At 38.2% G+C, this 25,604-nt stretch carries 26 protein-coding genes; 10 read left to right on the plus strand and 16 right to left on the minus strand.

Annotated features, from left to right (window positions below):
- Nucleotides 1–15: 15 nt before the first annotated feature.
- Together CVT15_RS05975 and thiC are read right to left on the minus strand one after the other, a co-directional pair.
- The gene (locus CVT15_RS05975; RefSeq protein ID WP_103576932.1) at nt 16–1,116 is read right to left on the minus strand and encodes an Mrp/NBP35 family ATP-binding protein; all 1,101 of its coding nucleotides are present in this window, start codon (nt 1,114–1,116) and stop codon (nt 16–18) included.
- A complete protein-coding gene (gene thiC, locus CVT15_RS05980; protein ID WP_103576933.1) occupies nt 1,106–2,407 on the minus strand; it encodes a phosphomethylpyrimidine synthase ThiC in 1,302 nt (433 codons plus the stop codon). Before thiC ends, CVT15_RS05975 begins: the two co-directional genes overlap by 11 nt.
- A 150-nt stretch (nt 2,408–2,557) precedes the next feature.
- On the opposite strand from thiC, the gene CVT15_RS05985 reads away from it, so the two are divergent.
- The 4 genes from CVT15_RS05985 to CVT15_RS06000 are packed head-to-tail and all read left to right on the plus strand — an operon-like array spanning nt 2,558 to nt 6,198.
- Nucleotides 2,558–3,676: a bifunctional 2-C-methyl-D-erythritol 4-phosphate cytidylyltransferase/2-C-methyl-D-erythritol 2,4-cyclodiphosphate synthase gene (locus tag CVT15_RS05985; RefSeq protein WP_103576934.1), complete on the plus strand. Its 1,119-nt coding sequence runs from the start codon at nt 2,558–2,560 to the stop codon at nt 3,674–3,676.
- Complete coding sequence (locus CVT15_RS05990; protein ID WP_103576935.1) at nt 3,673–4,563, plus strand: response regulator; 891 nt, start codon at nt 3,673–3,675, stop codon at nt 4,561–4,563. The genes CVT15_RS05985 and CVT15_RS05990 overlap by 4 nt, the downstream gene beginning before the upstream one ends.
- A complete protein-coding gene (locus CVT15_RS05995; protein ID WP_103576936.1) occupies nt 4,541–5,722 on the plus strand; it encodes a sulfate adenylyltransferase in 1,182 nt (393 codons plus the stop codon). The genes CVT15_RS05990 and CVT15_RS05995 overlap by 23 nt, the downstream gene beginning before the upstream one ends.
- An 8-nt stretch (nt 5,723–5,730) precedes the next feature.
- Nucleotides 5,731–6,198, plus strand: coding sequence for a phosphatidylglycerophosphatase A family protein (locus CVT15_RS06000; RefSeq protein ID WP_103576937.1), 468 nt, complete (start codon nt 5,731–5,733; stop codon nt 6,196–6,198).
- 53 nt (nt 6,199–6,251) lie between these two features.
- Here CVT15_RS06000 and CVT15_RS06005 read toward each other — a convergent pair whose 3' ends face one another.
- From CVT15_RS06005 to CVT15_RS06015, 3 genes are read right to left on the minus strand one after another with little or no spacing between them, the layout of a single operon-like run.
- Nucleotides 6,252–6,713, minus strand: coding sequence for a response regulator (locus CVT15_RS06005; RefSeq protein WP_103576938.1), 462 nt, complete (start codon nt 6,711–6,713; stop codon nt 6,252–6,254).
- A 49-nt stretch (nt 6,714–6,762) separates the two neighbouring features.
- Nucleotides 6,763–7,719: a ferrochelatase gene (gene hemH, locus CVT15_RS06010; protein ID WP_103576939.1), complete on the minus strand. Its 957-nt coding sequence runs from the start codon at nt 7,717–7,719 to the stop codon at nt 6,763–6,765.
- Nucleotides 7,716–8,585, minus strand: coding sequence for a Gfo/Idh/MocA family protein (locus CVT15_RS06015; RefSeq protein ID WP_087586456.1), 870 nt, complete (start codon nt 8,583–8,585; stop codon nt 7,716–7,718). The genes hemH and CVT15_RS06015 overlap by 4 nt, the downstream gene beginning before the upstream one ends.
- 167 nt (nt 8,586–8,752) lie before the next feature.
- Between CVT15_RS06015 and alaS the strand changes: the two genes are divergently transcribed.
- The 6 genes from alaS to CVT15_RS06045 all read left to right on the plus strand — a co-directional run bounded on the left by alaS (nt 8,753) and on the right by CVT15_RS06045 (nt 16,217).
- Complete coding sequence (alaS, locus tag CVT15_RS06020) at nt 8,753–11,311, plus strand: alanine--tRNA ligase (protein WP_107898119.1); 2,559 nt, start codon at nt 8,753–8,755, stop codon at nt 11,309–11,311.
- Nucleotides 11,308–11,808 (plus strand): hypothetical protein, encoded by a 501-nt coding sequence (locus CVT15_RS06025; RefSeq protein ID WP_021091492.1) that lies wholly within the window; start codon nt 11,308–11,310, stop codon nt 11,806–11,808. Before alaS ends, CVT15_RS06025 begins: the two co-directional genes overlap by 4 nt.
- Nucleotides 11,805–12,347: a septum formation inhibitor Maf gene (maf, locus tag CVT15_RS06030; RefSeq protein ID WP_107898120.1), complete on the plus strand. Its 543-nt coding sequence runs from the start codon at nt 11,805–11,807 to the stop codon at nt 12,345–12,347. Before CVT15_RS06025 ends, maf begins: the two co-directional genes overlap by 4 nt.
- Nucleotides 12,344–14,272 carry a transglycosylase domain-containing protein gene (locus CVT15_RS06035; protein WP_107898121.1) on the plus strand — a complete coding sequence of 643 codons (1,929 nt, stop codon included), beginning with the start codon at nt 12,344–12,346 and terminating at the stop codon, nt 14,270–14,272. Before maf ends, CVT15_RS06035 begins: the two co-directional genes overlap by 4 nt.
- 9 nt (nt 14,273–14,281) lie before the next feature.
- A complete protein-coding gene (locus CVT15_RS06040; protein WP_107898122.1) occupies nt 14,282–14,569 on the plus strand; it encodes a ComEA family DNA-binding protein in 288 nt (95 codons plus the stop codon).
- A 76-nt stretch (nt 14,570–14,645) separates the two neighbouring features.
- Nucleotides 14,646–16,217, plus strand: coding sequence for a phosphoethanolamine transferase (locus CVT15_RS06045; RefSeq protein ID WP_107898123.1), 1,572 nt, complete (start codon nt 14,646–14,648; stop codon nt 16,215–16,217).
- A 45-nt stretch (nt 16,218–16,262) separates the two neighbouring features.
- On the opposite strand, the gene glyS is transcribed toward CVT15_RS06045, so the two are convergent.
- From glyS to CVT15_RS06100, 11 genes are all read right to left on the minus strand, one after another.
- A complete protein-coding gene (gene glyS, locus CVT15_RS06050; protein ID WP_107898124.1) occupies nt 16,263–18,281 on the minus strand; it encodes a glycine--tRNA ligase subunit beta in 2,019 nt (672 codons plus the stop codon).
- Between the two features lie 152 nt (nt 18,282–18,433).
- Complete coding sequence (locus CVT15_RS06055; protein WP_103577355.1) at nt 18,434–19,837, minus strand: endonuclease/exonuclease/phosphatase family protein; 1,404 nt, start codon at nt 19,835–19,837, stop codon at nt 18,434–18,436.
- Entirely contained in the window at nt 19,834–20,313 is a 480-nt protein-coding gene (locus CVT15_RS06060) for a tRNA (cytidine(34)-2'-O)-methyltransferase (protein WP_103577356.1), read from the minus strand. The genes CVT15_RS06055 and CVT15_RS06060 overlap by 4 nt, the downstream gene beginning before the upstream one ends.
- Before the next feature lie 74 nt (nt 20,314–20,387).
- Nucleotides 20,388–21,575 (minus strand): CCA tRNA nucleotidyltransferase, encoded by a 1,188-nt coding sequence (locus tag CVT15_RS06065; protein WP_103577357.1) that lies wholly within the window; start codon nt 21,573–21,575, stop codon nt 20,388–20,390.
- Nucleotides 21,535–21,954, minus strand: a complete 420-nt coding sequence (locus CVT15_RS06070) for a CiaD-like domain-containing protein (RefSeq protein WP_180998554.1) — start codon at nt 21,952–21,954, stop codon at nt 21,535–21,537. Before CVT15_RS06070 ends, CVT15_RS06065 begins: the two co-directional genes overlap by 41 nt.
- Complete coding sequence (locus CVT15_RS06075; RefSeq protein WP_087586446.1) at nt 21,936–22,181, minus strand: hypothetical protein; 246 nt, start codon at nt 22,179–22,181, stop codon at nt 21,936–21,938. The genes CVT15_RS06070 and CVT15_RS06075 overlap by 19 nt, the downstream gene beginning before the upstream one ends.
- Nucleotides 22,178–23,245, minus strand: coding sequence for a 3-isopropylmalate dehydrogenase (gene leuB / locus CVT15_RS06080; RefSeq protein ID WP_103577358.1), 1,068 nt, complete (start codon nt 23,243–23,245; stop codon nt 22,178–22,180). Before leuB ends, CVT15_RS06075 begins: the two co-directional genes overlap by 4 nt.
- Before the next feature lie 3 nt (nt 23,246–23,248).
- Nucleotides 23,249–23,728, minus strand: coding sequence for a 3-isopropylmalate dehydratase small subunit (locus tag CVT15_RS06085; protein ID WP_054196874.1), 480 nt, complete (start codon nt 23,726–23,728; stop codon nt 23,249–23,251).
- A 124-nt stretch (nt 23,729–23,852) separates the two neighbouring features.
- On the minus strand, nt 23,853–24,026 hold the full coding sequence (locus CVT15_RS06090) for a YgaP family membrane protein (protein ID WP_230853907.1): 174 nt from the start codon (nt 24,024–24,026) through the stop codon (nt 23,853–23,855).
- A 13-nt stretch (nt 24,027–24,039) separates the two neighbouring features.
- Nucleotides 24,040–24,201, minus strand: coding sequence for a YgaP family membrane protein (locus CVT15_RS06095; RefSeq protein ID WP_021091464.1), 162 nt, complete (start codon nt 24,199–24,201; stop codon nt 24,040–24,042).
- 10 nt (nt 24,202–24,211) lie between these two features.
- Nucleotides 24,212–25,549, minus strand: a complete 1,338-nt coding sequence (locus CVT15_RS06100) for an NAD(P)/FAD-dependent oxidoreductase (protein WP_103600157.1) — start codon at nt 25,547–25,549, stop codon at nt 24,212–24,214.
- Nucleotides 25,550–25,604: the final 55 nt, after the last annotated feature.

A 25,604-nucleotide genomic window follows, 5' to 3' on the forward strand; every position in this document is an offset into this window, starting at 1 on the left:
TTATCTTTTGTAAATTTACTTCGAGCAAGCACTCTTGCCGTCATTTACTGGTTGGATTGCTGAGTTATCAGCTCCGCCATCACTATTTATATTTTCTATCACTTCCCAAAGTCTAGCAGCCGCGCTCTCGTAGCGTTTTGCAGTGACTGAGTTTGGCTCGTAGAAGCTAACTGGCTTACCATTATCGCCACCCACGCGAACAGCTGGCTCGATAGGGATTTCAGCTAAAATTTGCGTATTGTAAGCTTTTGCTATCTCTTCAGTCGTACCTTTGCCAAAGATGTCGTACTCTTTGCCGTTATCTGGGCAGATGAAACCACTCATATTTTCGATGACACCAGCGATTGGGATGTGAAGTTTCTCAAACATATCAAGCGCACGCTTGCTATCGTCAAGTGCTACCACTTGTGGCGTTGTGACGCAGACACCTGCCGTTACTGGCACGCTTTGAGCTAGAGTTAGCTGTGCGTCGCCCGTTCCTGGAGGCATGTCAAGAAACAAGACATCAAGTTCGCTCCAAAGTACGTCTTTTAGCAGCTGCTCGATCGCTTTCATTATCATCGAGCCACGCCAGATGAGGCTCATGCCCTCTTCCATCAAAACGCCCATACTCATCATCTCAACTCCGTGACTAAGTATCGGTTTTAGCTTGTTACCAACGACTTGTGGCTGAGTATTTACTTCGCCAAGCATTCTTGGGATATTTGGTCCGTAGATGTCAGCGTCTAAAATTCCCACTTTTTTGCCTAGTTTTGCCATTGAGATGGCTAAATTTAGCGTTGTAGTTGATTTACCAACGCCGCCTTTTCCAGAGCTTACCATTACGAAATTTTTAACTTGAGGTGCGATATTTTTGCCACTTTGAGTGTTACTTTTCTCCTCAGGTATCTTTGGCTGGATCAAATTTAGCACATACTCATTTGAGCCCATGACGCGTTTGATGTCCGTTTTTAGCTCGTTTGCCACATCAGAGCTTGAGCTAACTATCTCGATATCGATCAAAATTTTCTCACCTATTTCAACATTTTTTACAAAGCCAAAGCTAACTATATCTTTTTCAAAACCAGGATAAATAACACCTTTTAGTCTATTTAAGACCTCTTCTTTATTTAACATTTTTCTCCTTTTCTAGATCTTTTGAAATTTTATATGCACAAAATTTTGGTCCGCACATCGAACAAAAATGAGCACTCTTAAACGCCTCTTCTGGCAAGCTCTCATCATGAAGCTCTTTTGCTTTTTTTGGATCAAAGCTTAGCTCAAACTGCTTGTTCCAGTCAAATGCATATCTAGCATCGCTCATCTCGTGATCTTTTTCGATCGCTCCCGCCTTACCAAGTGCGACGTCAGCGGCATGAGCTGCTATCTTATGAGCTACGATGCCCTCCCTTACGTCATTTTCATTTGGCAAGCCAAGGTGCTCTTTTTGCGTCACGTAGCAAAGCATGCTAGCGCCGTGATATGCCGCCATCGTGCCACCGATCGCCGAGGTGATGTGATCGTATCCTGCACCTATGTCTGAGACAAGCGGTCCAAGCACGTAAAATGGGGCGTCATGGCAGAGCTCTTGTTCGATTTTCATATTATACTCAATTTGATTTAATGGCACATGACCAGGACCCTCAATCATCACTTGCACATCTTTTTCCCATGCACGAAGCGTTAGCTCTCCAAGCACCTTTAGTTCACTAAGCTGTGCCTCGTCTGTCGCATCAAAAAGGCATCCTGGGCGAAGTCCATCGCCAAGCGAGAGCGAGACATCATATCTTGCGCAAATTTCTAAAATTTCATCAAAAATTTCATAGAAAGGATTTTGTCTATTTAACTTTGACATGTAGCTTGCGCTTAAACTGCCACCGCGGCTTACTATGCCCATTTTACGCTTTTTAACAAGTGGCAAAAACTCACGCAAAAAGCCAGCGTGTATCGTAAAGTAACTAACTCCTTGCTTTGCTTGCTTTTCAAGTATCTCTAAAATGAGCTCATTTGTGATATTTGTAACCTCTTTTGCCTCTTTTAAAATTTCATACATAGGCACTGTGCCAACTGGCACGCTTGAATGCTCGATGATCGCACTTCTAATAGAGTCTAAATCGCCGTCTGTACTTAGATCCATAACCGTATCAGCGCCAAATTCGAGGCAAATTTCAAGCTTTCTAAGCTCAGCGCAAATATCGCTACTTAAGCTTGAATTGCCAATATTTGCATTGATTTTTGTCTTTAGCTTTCTGCCTATGCCCATTGGCTTTAAATTTTTATGATTTATATTTGCTGGGATGATGATGCTACCTTTTGCAACCTCATCCATCACCAAATTTTCACTAAGCCCTTCGATCCTTGCCACATAGCTCATCTCTTGCGTTATCTCGCCGCGCCTAGCATAATGCATCTGCGTCTTTTCTCTCATATAATGCCTTTTACAAATTTTATAAAAGCACCATTTTAGTCCTTTTTTGATTTAAACTAACTAAATGGTAGCTAAAAATTTCTTTTTTTAAAAAGAAATTTTGAAGTTTTGAGATGTATAATTCTGTAACAATTTTTAAAAGGAGCTACCTTGCTTGATATATCACTTATAATGCTTGGAGCAGGAAATTCTAGCCGTTTTGAGCTACCAGTAAAGAAGCAATGGCTTCGTATAGGCAGTGACCCACTTTGGCTATTTGCCACTAAAAATTTGAGTAACTTTTACACATTTAAAGAGATAATAGTCGTTAGTAAAGAGTGCAAATACATGTCTAAATTTGCTCCAAATTATAAATTTGTTGATGGCGGCGAGACAAGGCAAGATAGCCTAAAAAACGCGCTCGAGCTAGTTAGTAGCGAATTTGTCCTAGTTAGCGACATCGCGCGCCCTTGCATTTCAAGCGAGCTTTTTCACAAAATTATAGAGGCAGCGAGTCAGGCTGATTGTGTGGTTCCAGCGCTAAAGATCGCAGACACTGCTTATCTTGGCGAAAATGTGGTTGATAGAGATAAAGTAAAACTTATCCAAACACCACAACTCTCTCGCACAGCACTTCTTAAAAAAGCTCTCAGTAGCGGTGAAATTTATACAGACGATAGCTCAGCTATGAGAGCCATTGGCGCAAGCGTATGGCAAATTTTAGGCGATGAAATGGCAAGAAAGATCACTTACAAAGAAGATCTTGCCAAAATTCCTGCTTTAAAAGAGCCAGAAAATGAAGTCTTTGTGGGAAATGGCTTTGATGTGCATGAGTTTGAAAAAGGTCGTCCTTTGATTCTTTGTGGCGAGAAGATCGACTATGAGTTTGGGCTAAAAGCTCACAGCGATGGCGACGTGGCGCTTCATGCGCTAACTGACGCTATCTTGGGAGCTGCTGGCCTTGGCGATATAGGTGAGCTTTTTCCTGATACGGATGCTAAATTTAAAGATATTAGCTCCATTTACTTGCTTGAGGAAGCTTACAAAAGGGTGCAAAGTGTGGGCTTTGTGCTAACAAACGCTGATATCACGATAATGGCACAAAAACCAAAAATTTCAAAACTAAAGTCAAAAATGGAGGCAAATATCGCAAAAGCTCTAAATTTAAGCCAAAACCGCATAAATGTAAAGGCAACGACTACTGAAGGTCTTGGCTTTGTAGGTAGATGCGAAGGGATCGCTGTAATGGCAAGTGCAAGCCTTAAATTTTATAACTGGAAGCAAATATGAAAATTTTAATAGTAGAAAATGAAATTTACTTAGCTGGCTCGATGGCTAGTAAACTAGCTGATTTTGGCTACGACTGCGAGATCGCAAAGAGCGTTAAAGAGGCATTGAAGTTTGAAAATTTTGATGTAGTGTTACTTTCTACCACACTCCCAGGGCAGGATTTTTACCCTGTTATCGAAAAATTTAAAAACTCTATCATTATTTTACTAATCGCTTATATCAATAGTGACACTGTGCTAAAACCAATCCAAGCAGGAGCGGTTGATTACATCCAAAAGCCATTTATGATAGAAGAGCTAGTTAGAAAGATAAAGCATTTTGAGGAATTTAGAAATTTCAAAAATGAAATCAAGAACTATGAAAGCTACGTAAATTACGCTTTAAAAGAGTACGAAATTTCTAGCTTTGAGGCAAAAAAGATAAAATTTCCACTGCTTTTAAAATCAAGCAAAAGCGGATATAGCGATAAATTTATATTTAGCTACGTAAAAGCTTGCAAATTACCATTTTTATTTTTAGGCAAAGCCTGTTTCTCTGAGCTTGAAAAGGCACTAGCCAAAAATGGTGATGAGCTAATCTATATGACAAATTTGGAGGAGCTAAAACAAGAAGAAAAAGAGAGAATTTTAGAAATTTGCAAAAAGAAAAAGGTTGCGATCTCAACTAGCGATTTTGCACAAAAAGCACCATTTGACGAGCTTGAACTTTCAGGACGCGATAAAAATTTCAATATCGATGAGATCGTTACGATCGATGAATACATAAAGTACATAATCGTTAATTATCAAGATAAATTTCCTGATACAGAACTTAGCAAAAAGCTTGGAATTTCTAGAAAATCACTTTGGGAAAAGAGAAAGAAATATGACGTCAGCAAGAAAAAATAGCGAAATTTCAATCAATACCGAAGTTTTTGGTGCTTTGGAGCTAATAAAAAATAAAATTCTCTCAGATTATGACTCGCTGATGGATGATGAACAGATAAAAGAGGTGAGTAAAAAGGGCTATTTTAATGGCGAGCCGATGCCGTATTCTTTTGGATTTGCTCCATTTGGTGAGCTAAATCAAAATATTACTAGCAAGCTTACTCCTGGGCAAAGGGTAAATCTAAGTCTTGATGGTAAGATCGTTGGACACATCAATGTTGCCAAGGTTTTTAAATTTGACGAGAGCATGAGGGCTAAAAATATATTTTTAGCAAATGAAGCCAGCAATGATAAAGAGCTAAATTTAGGCAAATACGGCATTAGTGGTGAATTTGAGCTTTATGATGAAAGTATACAAATAAGCAAAAATGCACTAAATGATCTAATAAAAGAAGATGGCGCTAAAAAGATAACGGCGGTCTTTTTAACGGCTGATCCATTTAATAGAGCTCACGAGCGCCTTGTTAGAATGACTATTGACAAGGCTGATTTAGTAATCATTTTTTTAATACGAACACGCGAAGAAAAACACGTTGATTACGAGATTAGAAAGCAAGTGCTAGACTATTTTATACAAAATTATTTGCCAATAAAAAAGGTCTTTGTCTTTGCTCTAAAAAACACGACTCTTTTTAGCTCACACGCGAACCCAACACTTGAGTGTATCGCTGCTTCAAGATTTGGAGCAAATAAGCTAGTCATCGGGCAAAACCACTCAGGAATTGGAATGTTTTTTGATCACAATGAAGCTCATACGATTCTTGATATTTATAAAAACGACCTAAATTTAGAGGTAATCGTACTGCCAGAGCTAGTTTATTGCAATAAATGCAAAACACTAGTTAGCACCAAAAGTTGCCCACACGGACAACACCATCAGATCAAATATCATCCAGATGTTATCAAGGAGCTGCTATTTAACGGCATTATGCCACCAGCCATTCTTGTGAGGCCAGAAATTTCTGCAATAGTTTTAAGCAAACTCTTTACAAATCGATTCAAAGATGTGCAAAAGCTTTGCGATGACCTTTTTGTAAATTCAGGACTGCTTGAAAACAAAACTGACCGTGACTTTTACGAAGAGCTTATGAAACTTTATCAAACATCCTCGATGACTTAAGGAAATTTATGCAAAAACTATTTTTAACTTTTTTTGGATTTGGACTTTTACCAAAAGCACCTGGCACTTGGGGTTCTATTGCTGGCGCTGTAGTAGCTTATTTTGTGCTTTATTTTTTATCATCAACCACGCTTTTTCTAGCTAGTATTTTGCTATTTTTGGTAAGCATTAGTGTTATTGATGATTTTGAAAAAAAGGTAAATTCTCACGATGAAAGTTTTATCGTTATAGACGAAGTTGCTGGAGTTTGGCTTGCTATTGCCATTAGTGGAGCTACGATCTCTCAACTCATACTCTCACTTATGCTTTTTAGAGTGCTTGATATCAAAAAGCCTTCGATAATAGGCAGGATCGACCGCAATGTAAAAGGTGGCCTTGGCGTAATGGGCGATGATATGGTAGCTGGTTTTTTTGCTGGAATAATTAGCGCAATAATATACGGGGCTGCTATAAAATTTGGCATAACTTTGCCGTAAAAATATAGATTTTTGGCAAAGTTATATAGGCTTAAATATCTTTTATATAAATTTTAAGCAAGTCCTAGCTCATTTAAAACAGAACTTAGATTAACCGAGTTACTACTTTTACTATTAAGATTTTTTTGCTTCTCTAGCAGAGCTTGATTAGCAAGTGCTACATTTAGCTCTTTGCGATAATCGCTCAAAATTTTATCCATTATCTTAAGCAGCTCATTCTTTTGATCCTGTGTTTTTGCGGGATCATCTATACCTAGAAGTTCTGTTAGCTCCTTTTTCTTTTGGGCTATTTTCTCTTCTATCTTGTTAGAATTTAACTCGCTTATAAAACCAACTGCGCCGATTTCAGTAAGCCTTTTTTTAAACTGTTCAACTTTATCTGAAATTTTTGCATCGCTTGCGATCTTATCCATAGCAAGGCTTAAAATTTCATCAAAACTATTTTTTTTATCTTTAGTTTTGCTTGAGCCTGATTGCAATAAATAATCGATTATGTCGTTATTTTGTACCTTCATATATCTCCTTTTACTGTATTGAGATATATTTTATAAGCAAGATTTATTCCTAAAAGTTAGTCTCTTTGGCTGTTTTTGCTTTTTGTAAGATAAAACTAGCAAACTCATCACTAAAATTTGGGCACCAAACAACCTTGTAGAAGCTAAAATTTAGCTCTTTTGCGATCTTTGCATACTCAATAACTAGCTCAAAAATAGTCTCAGAGTTATCTATACAAAAAGAGAGTGGATAGATAAGAGCCTTTTTACTCTTACACTTTGCCAAAATTTCATTTAGTGAGGGCTCTAGCCATTTTACAGGGCCAAGGCGCGATTGGTAGGCTAAATTTATCTCTTTGAAGTTTAATCCGCTATCTTTTATCATTTTACTTAAAATTTGCACATGCTCATTTATATGCTTTTCGTAAACATCGCCTTTATCGATAATTTTTTGAGGCAACGAATGAGCTGAAAAAATTAAGCTTACATCGCTTGTGTCTATACCACTTATGGTTTTATTTATGTGGGAAATTATGATTTTATTATAGTTCTCATCGTCATAAAAGGTATCGCAAAGTAAAATTCTAGCCTTAACCCCCAGTTCGTCTTTTGCTTTTTTAAAATCATCCAAACTAGAAGATATCGTGGTTTTAGAGTGATGAGGATAAAGTGGCAAAAGTACTATCTCATCAAAATTTTCATATTTTTTCAGCACTTCTTTTGTAAAAGGCGAAGTATAGTTCATCGCAAAATCAATCGCACTAAACTCATTTTCAAAGCTTGAAATTTTATCGCAAAGCTTTTTTGTAAGCTCACAAATAGGCGACTTGCCACCGATTTGTTTATAGTTGTGCTGTGCAGCCTTTAGTCTACCTTTTACTATCATAAAAGCTACAAGTTTTCTTAAAAATTTATTTTTTATGCCCAAAATATATGGATCATCAAACATATTTTTTAAAAAAATTTCTACATCATCAAGGTTATTTGCACCACCCATATTTAAAAGCAAAAGTGCCTTTTTCTTCAAAATAACTCCTTAATTTTTATAGCATCGTCAATACTTGAAAGTTCGATGTTTTCGCCGCTTTGGCAAAGGTCATAAAAAGCATCGTATTGAGCTTTTATTTCATTGTTTAAAGGATCGGTTTTTAAATTCATCTGACCATTTTCATTTACTCTGTGAAGTTTATAATCAATAAGATCACCAAAATAAACACCTTCTTTTGCATTTACTTCTATTTTGAAACGTTCTAATGAACCACAGAACGAATCGGTAATATTTACTAAAATTTGATTTTTCATTTTAATGTTAATTCCAACATTATCGCATACTTTGGTATTGGTTTTATTTGCCTGAGTATAAAAGAAATTGCAGACTTCGCTACCTACTAAATTTTTAGCAAGATCTATATCGCAAAGCGAAAGCTCGTTTATAATATTTCCCTCACAAAGTGGTTTAAAATGCGCAATTGAAATGCTATAAATTTCTTCTTCTTTCAAAAGTGCCTTTTTTAATGAAATGATGGTCGGATTAAAGCGCTCATCAACGCCAGTACAAACTCTGACTTTATTTACAACTGACGCATATTTTATCTCTTTTAGCTCACTTACGCTTTTAAATACAGGCCTTGAAATCAATATATTTTGACAATATTTTGCACACTGACAAAAGGCCTCTACGATCTCATGTTGAGGCAGACAAAGTACGACAGCTTGCGGCTGGGCTACTTCTATAAATTTCTTAAACTCATCAAAAAACGGAGCTCTGCAAGCATCATCTCTATTTTCTTTATCAAAAACTCCACAAACTTCAAATTTGTCAGAACGCCTCAGCTCCATATAGTGCCGCTTGCCAACTAGATTGTATCCAACAATGCCAATTTTGAGTTTCACTAAAGACCTTTTAGTTATAAATTTTTAGGCTATTTTAATTGCAAATCGCTTTTAAACAAATAAATTTATAAAATATATTAAGCAAAAATTAATTTTGTATTTTTTTATAAATTTACAAACGATTTTTAGCTAAAATCGAGCAAAATTTAAAACTAACGAGGATAAAAATGCAAAATTTAGATATAAGAAAGGCGTATCTTGATTTTTTTAAATCAAAAGGTCACGAAGTAGTAGCTTCTGCACCACTCGTGCCAAATGATGCAACGCTACTTTTCACAAACGCTGGTATGGTGCCATTTAAGAGTATTTTCACAGGCGAAGTGCCACGCCCAACACCACCTATTCGCACTAGCTGTCAGACCTGCATAAGAGCTGGCGGTAAGCATAACGATCTTGATAACGTCGGCTACACAGCACGCCACCACACGTTTTTTGAGATGTTAGGGAATTTTAGCTTCGGCGAGTACTTCAAAAAAGAGGCGATCTCTTACGCTTGGGAATTTGTAACAGAAATACTAAAACTGCCAAAAGATAAGCTTTATGTGACCGTTCACGAAAGCGACGATGAGGCGTTTGCGCTATGGGAGCAGCACATCGCAAAGGAGCGCATTTATAGATTCGGCGATCACGATAACTTCTGGCAGATGGGCGATACTGGACCATGCGGCCCTTGTAGCGAAATTTTTTACGATCAAGGTGCTGAACACTTTAACACGCCTGAAGACTACATGGGTGGCGATGGCGATAGATTTTTAGAGATTTGGAATCTTGTTTTCATGCAGTATGAAAGAAGCGCCGATGGCAAACTAAGCCCACTACCAAAGCCAAGCATCGATACAGGTATGGGACTTGAGCGCGTTACTGCCATCTTGCAAGGTAAATTTAGTAACTACGACAGCACACTTTTTATGCCGCTCATCAATGAAGTAGCAAAGCTTTGCGGCAAGCCATACGTCTATGAAAGTGGCGCTAGCTACCGCGTCATAAGCGATCACATCCGCTCGGTTACATTTTTGCTAGCTCAAGGTACAACATTTGACAAAGAAGGCCGTGGCTACGTACTTCGCCGCATCTTACGCCGTGCGATCCGTCATGGATACTTGCTAGGCATAAAAGAGCCATTTATGTATAAGCTTGTTGATAAAGTTTGCGAGCTAATGGGCGAGCACTACACCTATCTAAATGAGAAAAAGGCGGCTGTAAAAGAGCAGATAAAGCTTGAAGAAGAGAGATTTTTGGCGACAATCGCGAGTGGCTTAGAACTATTTGAGAGCGAGCTTAAAAATACAAAAGAAATTTTTAGCGGGGAGGCTGCGTTTAAGCTTTATGACACATTTGGCTTCCCACTTGATCTAACGGCTGATATGCTTAGAGAAAAGAGCTTAAAAGTCGATGAGGCAAGGTTTGATGAGCTTATGAGCGAGCAAAAAGCACGTGCAAAAGCTGCTTGGAAAGGCAGTGGCGATAAGAGTGCAAAGGGCGATTTTAAAGAGCTACTTGAGAAATTTGGCGAGAATAAATTTATAGGCTATGAAGAGCTTAAAAGTAAAAGTAAAATTTTAGCCCTACTTGATGAAGAATTTAAAAACATAGATACGCTAAGTGATGGCAAAGAGGGCTGGGTAATGTTTGATGTAACTCCATTTTACGCTCAAAGTGGCGGCCAGTGCGGCGATAGCGGTAAGATAGTGGGCAAAGCAAATGTGCTTGATACGCAAAAATTTCATGGACTAAATTTATCTTTAGTAAAAACTAATGCAACGCTAAAAGTTGGTGACGAAGTAGAGCTTGAAGTTGGCAGTGATAGAGCCCAGATCGCGCGTCACCATAGCGCCACACACTTGCTTCATGCAGCCCTTAGAAACGTGCTTGGCACGCATATCGCTCAAGCTGGCTCAAGTGTAGAAGCGGATAAGTTAAGGTTTGACTTCTCTCATCCAAAAGCACTTACTAGTGAAGAAATTTCAAAGATTGAAAATTTAGTAAATGAGTGGATACTAAATGGTGCTAACTCAAAAACAGAACTTATGAAACTTGAAGATGCTAAAAATAGTGGAGCTATCGCACTATTTAATGAAAAATACGCTGATGATGTGAGAGTCGTTAGCTTTGGTAATGTCAGCAAAGAGCTTTGTGGCGGTACACATGTGAAAAATATAGATGAGATAGGATCGTTTTTCATCACAAAAGAGAGCGGCGTAAGTGCTGGTGTTAGGCGTATAGAGGCTGTTTGCTCAAGGGCTGCACTAAATTTAGCAAGGTCATTTAGAGCTGAGCTTGATGAGTTAAAAGATGAGTTAAAGAGCACCGAGCCACTAAATGCGGTCAAAAAGCTAAAAAATGAATTAAGAGTTTTAAAAGATAAACTAAAAAATGCTAAAAATTCTCATGAGCTAGTCTATTTAGACATAAATAAAACCAAGCTTTGCGTCACAAGCGTAGATGGTGGAGATATAAAAACTTTGATAGATGAGTTTAAAAATGAGCATGAAAGTGCTGCTATTTTGCTAATCCAAGCTGATGAGAGTGGCAAAATTTCTCTTGCAGCTGGAGTCAAAAATGCTCCTTTAAAAGCTGGTGCTTGGGTAAAATTTGCAGCGCAAATCCTAGGTGGCAATGGCGGTGGCAAAGATGACTTTGCAACAGCCGGTGGCAAAGATGCATCGATGATAGAAGATGCGATAAAAGACTCACTTGAGTACGCAAGGCAAGCCTTAGAAAAATGAGTCATTACGATATAGCTTTTATAAAATTTGACCAAGTAGTACTATTTTTGCATGTATGCTTTGTAGCTCTTTTTGTGGGGCTACAAGCCGGTCTTGTGCTTGTTGGAAGTTACTTTATAAAAAATAAATTTGAAGACAAGGAACGCTATCACATCTTACTTCACATTATAAGACGCTTTGGCATTGCGATTTTCATACTAATCCTTTGCGTGATAGCGACAAGCATAGTTATAATTTTTGGATTTTATGATACAAATTTGACAAATCCTATGGCAAGTGCAATGGTAGCAACAAAATGCGCAATAGAACTATTTTTGCTATTAAATTTAAGTTATATATTTTATAGATACAAAAAGGCCTTAAAAGCACTAAGATCGCATGAAATGATCGAGCTAAACGAGAGTTTGATCGTTATAATTTATTACTTCACACCGCTAAATTTATTAGCTTCTTTAGCAGCTATTTATCTTGGTATAAGCTATAAGGTATTTTTATGATAACACTTGCTTCAAGCTCACCAACAAGGGCAAATTTATTAAAAGATGCTGGTATAAATTTCACTCAAATTTCTTTCCAGTTTGATGAGAGCAAGATAGAAAAAAATGTAAAGCCTGAAATTTATGTCCAAAACGTAGTAAAAGCCAAAAAAGAGCAATTTTTAAAAGAAAACATGGGTCTTAAAAATTTACTCTTTGCAGATAGCTGCGTGGCGTGTGGAGATAAAATTTTAGGTAAAGCAAAGGATGAAAAAGAAGCGATTGCTATGCTAAATTTGCAAAGCGGCAACGAATGCAGCGTCTATACGGCGATGATATTTTTAGGCGAATTTGAGCTTATAAACGTAAGTAAAACTATGTATAAATTTAAAAAATTTGACGAGCATGACATTAATGAATACATAAAAAATAATGAGTGGCAAGGCAAGGCTGGAGCCATGACGATAGAAAATTTTAATAAAAAATATATCATCTCCCAACACGGCGAAACCAGCACGGCCATGGGACTAAATTTAAAAATATTAAAGGCATTTTTATGAAATATATCTTGGCATTTATCTTTATAGTTGCCATTTCGCTTGGCGGAGCATTTTTATATTTTTATTCGCAAGTTAGATTTGATGCTTACGCTATTATTGATTATAAACCAAAGCTTACAACGCAAATTTTTGATAGAAACAACGAACTCATCGCAAATATCTTTGAAGAAAATAGAATTTACGTAAAGTATAACGACATCCCGCCGCGTGTCATCGAAGCACTCGTAGCTATCGAGGATACAAGCTACTTTGAGCACGGCGGCATAAACGTAGAAGCTATGGTAAGAGCTGCCATAAAAGATATTAAAGCTAGAAAGTTAGTCGAGGGAGCTTCAACACTAACACAACAGCTCATTAAAAATTTGGCTCTAAGCCGTGAGAAGAAATTTACAAGAAAGATAAAAGAAATCGTGCTTGCCATGAAGCTTGAAAGCGAGCTTAGCAAAGAAGATATCATCGAAAGATACCTAAATCACGTCTATTTTGGACATGGTTACTACGGCATAAAAACAGCAGCTGAGGGATATTTTAGAAAAGAGCTAAATGAGCTAAGCATAAAAGAGGTTGCCATGCTAGTTGGCTTGCCAAAGGCTCCAAGCACTTATGATCCTACAAAGCACCTTGACTTGTCGCTTAGCCGTGCAAACAGAGTGCTTGAGAGAATGTATAGCATCGGCTGGATAAATGAGGACGAGTACCGCAAGGGCGTGCTTGAAGAGCCAGCGGTCTTTGATGACACACTCACAAGAAATAAAGCCCCTTACGTAGTCGATGAGATAATAAAAGAGGCTTCAAAGAAATTTGACGATATAAAGACTGGTGGCTATAAGATACAAAGCACAGTTGATCTAAATGTCCAAAAGATCGCTCAAGAAGCTCTAGTCTATGGCTACAATGAAATTTTAAAACGCGATAAAAAAGCAAATGCAGAAATCCTAAATGGAGCTATAGTAGTTACTCATCCACAAAGCGGTCAAATTTTGGCACTAATTGGTGGCATCGACTACGCAAAAAGCAGCTATAACCGCGCCACTCAAAGCAAGCGTCAGCCAGGATCTAGCTTTAAGCCATTTATCTATCAAATTGCCCTTGATAGTGGCTACTCAGTTGTTTCTCAAGTGGCTGATATCGCCAGGACATTTGACATGGGAAATGGCAAAGAGTGGACGCCAAAGAACTATAGCGGCGGTTTTCAAGGATATATCACTATAAAATCAGCCATAACCCAGTCGCGTAACCTCGCAACCATAAATTTGCTAAACGATCTTGGTCTTAGCTCGGTTCGTAAACAGCTTACTGATATGGGCTTTAACGATATCCCAGAAAATTTATCTATCGCACTTGGAAGCTTTGGGATTTCGCCACTTGATTTTGCAAAATTTTACTCGATGTTTCCAAATGAGGGCGAGATGGTTGAGCCAACACTTATTAAGCATATAGAAAATAGCTTTGGGGCTTCGATGGACTATGAACCACAAAGAAAGCAAGTGCTAAAACCAGAACAAGCATTTTTGATGACGACACTTCTTCAAAATGTCGTAAATAACGGCACTGGACGCAACGCTAAAATAAACGGCATCCAAATAGCAGGCAAAACCGGTACAACAAACAATAACATCGATGCTTGGTTTTGTGGCTACTCGCCCGATATCGAAGCGATAATCTGGTACGGAAATGACGACAACAGCCCTATGAAAAAGATTGAAGGCGGTGGTAGAACAGCCGCACCTGTGTTTAAGAAATTTATGGAAGGCTACATTAAGCTTTATCCTACTTTAAGACGTGCATTTGAGCAGCCAGATGGTGTTTATAAAGGCTATTATGGTGGCAGTGACGAATACTACACAAATGACTCACCACTACCTCAAAATATGCCAGCAAATGATATCATACAAGATCAAGAAAATGACGGGTTATTATTTTAGGAAGATAAGATGAGGATTAAAATTTTACTTTGTTTAGTAGTCGCAAGTATTGCATGTGGCGCTAATCTAAATACGGCCAGCAAAAACGAGTTAATGGGGCTTGGGCTAAGTAAAGGTCAAGCGTTAAACATTATAAAATACAGAAAAGCCCATAAATTTAAAAGCATCGATGAGCTTGAAAAAGTCCAAGGTATTGGCTTTAACGATATGCAAAAAGTTAAGGCAAAACTTAGTATAAAAGAGAATACAAAAGTAAAAAAATCTAAAGCAAAAAACTCCAAAGACAAGAAAAAATAATCTTATTTTTTATTTGAAATTTCTAGCCATTTACATTTGAGTTCTATTATTATGGCTTTTTACAAAGGTTAGAAAGATGCTAAATATTAATAAATTTAAAAATATCAGTTTTTTAAAGTTTCTGATTTTATTTACTGCTTACATATTTTTTATAAATTATATATTTTTATACAAAGGCGTTCTTTCAGGCTTTCTACAAAATAATCAACTCTCTTTTTCTATATTCTTTTTTCTTATATTTGCAATTGTCTTTATCTTGGTTTTCGCTAGTATTTTTTGTATTTTATTTTTGCCTTTTTTGCTAAAGCCAATTACAATTATTTTGATTTTAGCAAGTGGCATATCTGCTTACTTTATGCAAGCATATGGTGTTATTATAGATAAGGATATGTTATTAAACGTCCTACACACCGATACCAAAGAAGCCTTTAGTTACTTTAACACAGGTTTAGTTTTCTGGATAATTTTTACAATCATCTTACCTTGTGTATATGTAGCATTTGTAAAGATTAACTATAGTAGTTTCAAAAATGAGCTTAAATTAAGAGTAAAAATTATCTCATTTTCTATAGTTGCGATAGCTATCATATTTTCATTAACTTCTAAAATTTTTATACCATTTTTTAGAGAGCATTCGAATTTAAGAACTGCATTGCTCCCATACTATCCCATCTACTCAGCTATAAAACTAGCAAAATCGATCACACAAAAACTACTACCTTTTACTTATGTAGCAGATGATGCGGTACTAACTAACGATAAAAAGAAAATTTTAGTTTTGATAGTTGGCGAGACGCAAAGAAGCAGAAACTATTCACTAAATGGCTACGCCAAAAATGATACGAATAAATTTACTAAACAAAAAGATGTGGTAAGTTTTACAAATTTCTACTCATGTGGAACAGCCACAGAGACTAGTGTGCCTTGCCTATTTTCAGACTTAAAGCGAGAAAATTTTAGCAACCGCGAAGCAAAAGCTCGTGAAAATTTAGTCGATATCATCAATAAACTTGGTATAAAGACATACTTTTTTGGCAACAATAGTGGAGGTTGCAAGGGCGTTTGTGACAATCTTGATCAAAACCATACTTCAGATCATCGAGCAGAAGGCTTTGATGAAGTGATATTTGATGAGGCCAAAAAGGTCATCAAAGATGCAAATTCCACCACCTTTATCGTGCTACATCTGCAAGGCTCGCATGGCCCTATCTACTACAAAGGCTACCCAAGCAAATTTAAAGAATTTACCCCAACTTGCGATACTGCCGAGCTAAATAAATGCACACCAGATGAGATAGCAAATACCTACGACAACACCATTTTATATGAGGACTATCTACAAAGTGAGCTAATAAACGCTCTTGAAGTAAGAAAAGATGAATTTGAAGTCACCATGTTCTTTTTCTCAGATCACGGAGAGAGCCTAGGTGAAAACGGTATATATTTACATGGTCTGCCTTACTCCATCGCTCCAGACGAGCAAAAACACATCCCAGCCATCGTCTTTTCAAGCGATAGCGAACTTTTAAAAAGGCTAAAAACCAGAAAAGATGAGAGCCTTTCGCATGATTTTATATTTAGCTCAGTTCTTGGATATTTTGGGGTAAAAACTAAGGCCTATGAGCCAGAATTTGATATCTTTAGGTAGTAAATTTAAAGCCAGCCTAGGCAAGAGCCTGAAGCTGGCGCAAATTTAAAAGCTGATCTCTTTTATATCAGCTACTTTTAATATCTCACTATAAATTTGACCGATGATCGCGACGCGATTGTTTCGCACTTTCTCGTTTTCAACATTTATCATAACTTTGTCAAAAAACTCATCGATCTGTGGTTTTAATGCAAATAGCGCCTTTAGCCTTGGCTCATACGCTAGGCTCTTATCAACTGCTCTAAATGCGTCATTTAGGGATTTTTCAGCATCTATCTCAAAGAGGTTCTCATCAACCTTGCTAAATTTATCATCTTTTATGATGTTTGCAAGGCGTTTAAATGTCGAGAAATTCTCTCTAAAATTTGGCTCGCTAGAAATTTTAGCAAGTGCCTCTATCATCTTGGTTAGCTCCAAGATATCCTTTTCGCCGCTTTTTATGCACGCTTTTACGATAGAAGCATTTGCATCAAAGAAAGTGTAGAGCCTATCAAGGATGAAATTTATAAGCACTTCAACATCAAATTTTTTATAGTCTTTTGCGATATCTTCTAAAATTTCTTTTACGTTAAATTTCAAATTATGTGCCAAAACGATCTTTATCACCCCATTAGCCGCACGTCTTAAAGCGTATGGATCTTTGGTGCCGCTTGGGATTTTACCGATACTAAAGAGCCCTATTAGCGTATCAAGCTTGTTTGAAAGTGCCACGACTGAGCTAAAGACCTTACTTGGGCACTGTGCCTCCTCGCCATCAGGCAAATACTGCTCTTTTATAGCTAAAACGACGTCTTCATCCTCATTTTTTGCCTTTGCGTAGTAAGCGCCCATGATACCTTGAAGCTCGGTAAACTCATAAACCATCTGAGTTGTAAGATCAGCCTTGCTTAACATCACAGCTCGCTCCAGCTTAGTCGTGTACTCGCCAGCTTCTTTTTTGAGTAGCTCGTCATAGTTGCTAGCAAGCTTTTTAGCCACTTGTAGCTCTCTAAGCTCTTTTTCGTAGATACTTCCAAGCTCTTTTAGATAAGTTATATTTTTTAGTTTTTCTGGGCCAAATTCGTGCGCTAGGTCGCTTTGCCAAAAGAACATCGCATCACTTAGCCTTGCTCTTAGCACCTTTTCGTTGCCTTTGATGATGAGCGAGTAGTCCTGCGTTATGGCGTTGCTAACGACAATGAAGCCGTTTGCTAGCTTACCATTTTTAAAGACTGGAAAGTAGCGCTGATTTTCTTTCATAGAAGTGATGATGACCTCGCTTGGCACCTCCAAAAACTCCTCTTCAAACGAGCCAAGAAGGGCTGTTGGATACTCGGTGATCGCCACGACTTCAGCCAACAAGTCTTTATCGATCTCGATCTTTAACCCACTTTTTTGGCTGATCTTTTCAAACTCATCAAGGATTATTTTTTCTCTCTCGCCTGCTTCAAGCACGACACCACGGCTCTTTGAGCCTTCAAAATACTCTTTTATGTTTAAAATTTTTATCTTGTCATAGCTGATACTTCTGTGTGGATAGGTTGAATCACCACTCTCAACGCCAAATTTATTAAATTTTATGACCTCATCGCCAAGCAAACACAAAAACGATCTTATCGGGCGGATAAACTCGAACTCTCCGTTGCCCCAGTGCATAGACTTGCCAAAGTTAAGACTCTTTAAAAACTCCTCAACCATGTCGCCCATTATCTTGGCAACCAGCTCGCCTTTTACCTCTTTTTCGTAGTAAAGCACCTCTTTCCCGTCTATCTCTTTAAATTTAAGCTCACTTTCATCTATGCCGCATTTATTTGCAAAGCTAAGCGCAGCCTTTGTAAATGTTCCATCTTTTAGCGCCACTTGCTTTGGCGCACCGATAAAACTAGCCACGCTGTCAGGCTGAGATTGTGGAAATTTCTCATGAAAAAAGACCAAACGACGCGGCGTATAATAAAATTTAAAAGGGCTTACAAGATTATATTTTTCAAGCACAGCCTGCCATTTAGCATTGATATTTGGCAGCTCCCTTAAAAACGGTATCGCTGGAAGCTCCTCAACTCCAATTTCTAATAATAACTCTTTCATATTTCACTCTTTTTATTAAAATTTTCTCTTTTTTCTCTTACCATTTTTCTTGCCCTCTCCTTCTCCTGTGACTGCAAAATGACGCCTCTTATCATAAAAATAAGAAATAAAACAAACGCCGTAATCATAAAAATATCTAAAATTTGCACTCTCTACTCCACAACGATTTGGTTTTCTCTCTTGTAAATTTTAACTCTCGAGTTTTCAAAACTATACTCGCCATCTTTTAGCTTTTTCTTACTATAAACCCTGATCTTACCGTATGGTGTATGCAGATAGCCTCTCTCTAGTCTGCCCGAAATTTTAGCAAAGACATCGCCACTTCTAGCTTCGCTTAATTGCGATGCATCTAATAAATTTTCACTAATATCTTTTGTGCCATGCTCATTTATGATCTCATAATAGCTAACTTCAAGCGCATCTTTATAAATTTTCATTCGCCTTACTAAAATATCTAGCTCTTCGCCTACAATAACGCTATTTTTAGGATCATAAACATAAATTCCGCGGTGATTTTTCGAGATAATGAAGCCATGCTTATCTTTTAAGATAACAACCGCTTTTTCGATCACGACTGGCACTGCCTCTGGGTGATCAAAAAGCGTATCCACATCAGCCGTCTTATAGCTTTGTTCGCTTATTTTTTTATTGGCTTTGTTTTCATCTTTTTTAAAAATTTTACTCACAAAGCCCTTTTTTATTGGACTTGGATCAGTTGAAATTTTAAACTTTAGTGCAAAGTGATCCGAATAAAGGTCGCTCTTTGCAAAGCCCTTTTCATCGACTGCAAAGCTTGGTTTAAAGACTTCAAAACTGCCACTAACATAGCTTAGATCGCCATTTTCCATAAAACTAGGCGAAAGCAAAACATGATCGATCGCTCTTTTTTTGCCATGCACTGCGTGAGAATATCTATCTTTTGGCTCAAGCTCTTTATAAAGATCATAAAAATTTCTTGTTGCAATGATGTCATTTAGGATGGATTTTTGTCCAAAGGGTGAGTTAAAATCACCCAAAATAATCGCATTTTTCTCTTTGCCTAGAGCCGTTCTTAACGTTTTTTCGGCCTTTTTTTGCATATTTATGCCATTTTTATAAGTTGGAAAGTGATTTACAAATATGCTAAATTTCTTGCCTTCCGTCTCAAAAATAACCTTTAAAATATTTCTCGTCTTTACGTTTGGAACTTTAAAAATTTCACTGCCACTTGGCTGCAACTTTGAAATAAGCCCAAGCCCAACAGGCGAGTTTTTCTCCTTTGTAAAGCTTATAAATTTATACTCGCTATCACTTACTAGAGCTTTTAAAACTTGCTCATTTTCGATCTCTTGAAGTGCGATAATGTCAGTATTTAGTGCATTTATGACTTGTCTTGTCCTTTGTAGTTTTGAATCAGCTGCCTCGCAGTCCCATTTTGATACGCCTACTTTAAAATCAAGATACTCGCTACCATCATCTTTGCAATCAAATAAATTTTGCACATTATAAGTTGCGATGCTAATTTCACTCGCAAATGCCACTAAAATGGTAAAAACCAAAGCAAAAACTACTCTCAAATCTCACTCCTAAAGTCAAATTCAGCGATATTTTGCCTAATCGCTTCATAAGCGATAATGCCAGCACTCATAGCTAAATTTAAGCTCCTGCCCTCTTTTCCCATTGGTATGGTTATGGCATTTTTAAAATTTATATCCATAAACTCTCTTGGCAGCCCAGTACTCTCGCCACCAAAAAATATAAAATCTCCTGGCTTAAACCTAGCCTCGTAGTAAAGCCTATTTGTCTTTGTAGTAGCGAAGAAAAATCTATCCTTGTGGCTTAAGTTTGCTTCTAAAAATTCTTCCAAACTATCCCAAATTTTTGGATTTAAAATTTTCCAGTAGTCAAGCCCTGCTCGTCTAACAGCCTTTTCGCTCAGATCAAAGACCGTTGGCTTAACGATATGCAGCTTTAAATTTGCATTAACACACATTCTGCCGATAGCTCCAGTATTTTGCGGTATCTGAGGATGGACTAGGACTATGTTAAACATAAGCTTTCTTTGCCTTAAAAAGTGTTATGAACTAGCCTATTTTAGCCAAAATGGGCTTTTAAGAGTTTTAAAGACTAATCTTTTCTAGGCTTATGCTCGCTTAGATATTTTGAAATTTCAAGCTCTTGCCTACGTTTTATCTCTTTTGCGATCTCTTCGTTTTTAAAACCAGCTGATAAAATTTCTGCCACATCGACTTTCGGGTCAAATTTCGTCTCATAAATTCCAAGCTTCTTGGCACGCTCTATCCGCTCTTTATTATAAGCTCCAAGCCATGATTTTATGGGCATATTTATGGCAATTTGCATTAGCTCTTTATCGCTTGGCATGTCCTTAAAATAAGGCTGCTTTAAGATAGAAAAGTAGCTCTTTGGCAGATGCATTTTCTCTAAAATTTCTTTTGTGTCAAGCTCAAATTTGCCAAACAAAAGATATAAAAATAATCTCTCATCATCCACAAATTCTCTAGCACTCTTAAGATCGCTTAAAAATCCATCGTCCATAGAAATTTGCATACCAAAAATTTCTTTAAAAAGTCCAAGCTCAAAAAGATAGTAAGCTCCTTTTTCTAGATGCTCTGAGCGAAAAAATTTAATAAGCTCAGTATTTATCCTATCTCTGCTTAGATGCTCCAAACTAAGGCTTTTCATAAGGACTATCGTCTCGTTTGCTATACTAAAATCAAGCCTTGAGCTAAACTGCACCCCACGAAGCACCCTTAGCGGATCTTCTTTAAATTTTTCGCTATCAATGTGCCTTAGCGTCTTGCTAGACAAATCATGCACTCCACCATGAAAGTCTAAAATTTCTCCACTAAAGATATTCATCATCATGGCGTTTATCGTAAAATCTCGCCTAAGGCTCGCAATTTTGGGATCGTTAATATAGCTTACCGCAAAGTCTTTGTGCGAATTTCCTGTTTTGCTCTCGCTTCTTGGAAGCCCAATATCGTAGTTTTTGTATTTGTAGATAAAGTAGCTTTTGCCAACTCCGCTAGCGCCTATGCTAGCCATTAGCTCATTAAATTTAGTAGGCTCAATGTCATAAACTTCGATGTCATAATCATAAATTTCTCGTCCCAAGAACGCATCTCTCACGCACCCACCAACTAGATAAACGCGCGATGAAAAAGGAGCAAATAGCGATCTAAAAAAGTCTAGCTCACTATTTTTATAAATTTTATTTTTGATTTTTATCTCATTTTTTGAGCCGTCCAATGGCTTATTTTGAGAGATTTTGGAGTCTATTTTCGATATTTGCAAGGGTAAATTCTAAAAATTTTGTAGTTAGCTCAAGCCTTGAAGCGAGATCTTGCTCTGGAGTTTGCTTAAGCCCTTCAAAAAGCACTTCTATACGTTCAGCAAGGTTTGCTAAGAAAATTTTCTCTTCGCTCACCTCTCTACTTACTGGCTCCTCTTTTACCTCAAACGATTGCTCATTTTGTAAATTTGCCTCAACTTTTAGCTCGTTATTCAGTGCATTTTCATTATTCTCTATGGCCAAAAGCTCTTTTTTTAGATTCTCTCGCTCAAGCTCTTCTTGCTTTTTATTTTGCAGCGCTTCTATTTTTTCAAGCTCAGCACTAACCTCACTGATTGCCATTCTAGCAATATCATCAAGCTTCATAATCTTATCAACCACCTTTTAAATTCATTTATCTCTTCATCACTTTTCATCGCTATAAAAAACTCTTTCATCTGCTCATTTTTTATCGCTCGCTCTTTGCGAAGTCCGCTCAGGCGATTTATCGCGCCAAGGGCATCTTTGTTTGACGGATCTTGCTTTAAGATATTTTTATAAATTTCAAGCGCATCATCTTTTAGCCCCTGAGCTTCGTAGATCAGTGCTTCAGTGATTGTATTTTTCATTTTTTGATAAATCCTGCTATCACGTCGCCTATCTCACTAGTTGAGCAAACCTCAACTGCGTTAAAAGCGGCAATATCTTTTGTTCTGTACCCATTAGCTAGTGTAGTTTTTACAGCGTTTTCTATGGCGTCTGCTGCCTCGCTCTCGCCAAATGCGTATCTTAGCATCATAGCTGCACTTAAAATGGTGGCTATTGGATTTGCTATACCCTGCCCTGCGATGTCTGGAGCTGAGCCGTGTATTGGCTCATAAATTCCCACTTTACCGCCCATACTTGCACTTGGAAGTAGTCCTATCGAGCCACAAACCATACTCGCCTCGTCGCTTAAAATATCGCCGAATAAATTTTCAGTAAGTATGACGTCAAAATTTGCTGGCGCTCTTACTAACTGCATCGCCGCATTATCCACATACATAAAGCTAAGCTCTACTTCAGGGTATTTTTTAGCCACTTCGCTAGTCACCTCACGCCAAAGCTGACTTGTCTCAAGCACATTTGCCTTATCGACCATGCAAACCTTTTTCTTGCGAAGCATTGCTGTTTCAAAAGCGATCTTTGCGATGCGCTCGATCTCCATTTTAGTATAAACCATCGTGTTAAACGCTCTATCTTCGCCTTTTTCACGTGGCTGGCCAAAATAAAGCCCACCTGTTAGCTCACGAACCACGACAAAATCAACGCCTCTTAAAACCTCTGGCTTTAGCGTGCTAGCATCCACTAGCTCATCAAAAACGATAGCTGGGCGTAAATTTGCGTAGGCTTCTAACTCTTTTCTAATCTTTAAAAGTCCGCTCTCTGGCCTAAGATGCCTTGGTAGACTATCCCATTTTTCTCCGCCGATCGCTCCAAAAAGCACAGCATCAGAGCTTAGAGCAGAACTAAGCGTCTCATCTGGCAAAGGCACGCCAAATACATCATATGCAGAGCCACCCATAAGCTTGTAGTCGTACTCAAATTTTATCCCAAACTCAGCGCTAACAACATCTAAAATTTTTATCGCCTCATCTATGATCTCAGGGCCGATGCCATCGCCTTTTATAACACAAATTTTATATTCTCTCATTATTTAATCCAACTTTACTTTTGCGTATTCTATAAGTCCGCCGGCGTTTAAAAGCTCTTGCATAAACGGCGGTATGGGGCTAAATTTATACTCTTTGCCGCTGGTTAAATTTACGATCGCGCCGTTATCTACGTCTATTTTTAGTTCGTCGCCCTCGTTTATCTCGTCCGTTTCTTTGATTTCCAGTATCAAAAGTCCCGTATTAAAGCTATTTCTATAAAAAATTCTCGCATAACTTTTAGCTATCACCGCGCCTATACCGGCAGCTTTAAGCGCGATAGGAGCGTGCTCGCGAGAGCTACCACAGCCGAAATTTTCGCCCGCTACGATAATGTCGCCCTTATCTATCTTGGAGCTAAAATTAGGATCGGCGTCCTCCATTATATGTTTTGCTAAGATATTTTCGTCGGAAGTATTTAAGTATCTGGCGGCGATAATTATATCGGTATCGATATTGTCGCCGAATTTCCAAACTTTATTCATCGTTTCGCCTTTTTTAAATTTTCGAGATTTTAACCAAAAGTAGCTAAATAATTCATCAAACGGCGAATAAAATTTGCGGCCCAAACGGCTAAAGGGCAAGGCAAAGGGCGTTTAACGCCCCCTTTTATTTTTTTAAATTTAAAGAACACCTGCCTAGGAATTTACACGCCGGGCAAAAACCCGTAACGCCGACGATAATCGGGATTAACCCGATTAACGCCCAGTAGCTCTCGTAAAAATACCAAACTGCCGCCATAAAAACTAGCCCTAGTACGACCCTAACAATTCTACTTTTCACGCTTACCATATTTTTACCTTTTCTTAAAAATTTTATAAAGCGGGCAGTAACCGTAATATCCCGTTAAAAGCGGAATTAGCCCGACCGTCCACAACCAGCAGTCGCAAATAAATCCAAAAATAAAAAACCAAATCGCCGCTATAATCAAACGTATAGTTTTATCTAAAACGCTCATTTTATCTCCTTTAAGCTAAAGCTTTTAGCATTCCGTTCATAACCATAGGTTTAAATCCGTAAATTTTAACCAGCCAACTCATATAGCTCTCCCTGGTAGCGCCGAAGCACTCTAACGTCGGAGCCGTTCCCTCCCAGTCGAACTCTACCATTATAGCCTTGCCGTATTTGGTGATAAAAGGGCAAGCCGTATATCCTGTAAATTTCTCGCTAGGTTCTCGTCCTTTTATCGTATCGGCTAAATTTTTAGCTAAAATCGGATACATTTTCCTAACGCTAGCCCCCGTTTTGCCGGCCGCAAATCCGCAAATATCGCCGATACCGAATATATTTTTAAATTTTGTACTTTGCAGGCTGTATTTATCGACGGCTAAAAAATTTAGCTTGTCGCCCTCTTTGGTTAGGCCGGCGCGAGCTAAAATTTCGCTTCCTTTTTGCTTAGGCGGCAAGTGAAGCCAGTCGTATTTTACGTCGATTAGCTCGGACGCGATTTTATCTTCACCGTTTTGCCTATACGCCGTCCAAAACTCGAAAGTGGCGGTATTTGAGCTTTTATCGACGGCTACGATTTGGTGGCGAAGATTAAATTTTATCTTTCTTTTTATCATTATTTGAGTCATCGCCGCGGCATAAGTCGGATCGCCGAAAAGCTTGCCGCCGCCGACATAAAGATTAACGCTGCCTTTATCGCGGTTGCCGGCCAACCTCAGCCTATCTTCGCTCATGCAAGTTACTTTTTTATTTGCGCCGCTACATTTCATCGGGGTTTTTTGATCGCAAAACACCGCTGCACCGCCGTTTTGAGAGAATTTTTTCATCAACTCGTTGCTCTTTACGGCGCCTTGTAGAGTGTAGACGGAGGATATGTTGCCGCTCGTATCGTTAATATCCTCTAAGCTTAGCCCCTTAACGGCTTCAAAGTCGTATTCCACGCCACTTGCTACGATTAGATAATCATATCCCAGCTCGCTCCCATCGTCTAGGACGAGTAGATTAGCTTCTGGCTTTATTTCCGATACGTTTTTGCGTATCCACTCGGTTCCTTGCGGGATATAATCCGCTTTTTCGTAAACGACGTCGCTAGCTTCGTAAATTCCGACGGCGATTAGCGTAAAGCCCGGCTGGTAGTAAAATTTCTCGTCTTTATCCACGAGAATTACCTTGGCGTTAGGCATATCTCTTCTAAGTTTAGCCGCCAACGCGATACCGCTAAGTCCCGCGCCCATTATGACGATTTTAGAATTTATATCGTCGTTTTCGCCGCCCGTTACCGAGCAACCGCTCATACTCGCGGCTAGTCCCGCGGCCCCCATTAGCTTTAAAGCGTCTCTTCTTTGCAGTCCTTTCATAAATTCTCCTTTTAAACGAGTTTATGAAATGCTACCTAAAAAAGGCCGTCCTCTC

Source organism: Campylobacter concisus (assembly GCF_003048595.2).
GTDB classification, from domain to species: Bacteria; Campylobacterota; Campylobacteria; order Campylobacterales; family Campylobacteraceae; genus Campylobacter_A; species Campylobacter_A concisus_L.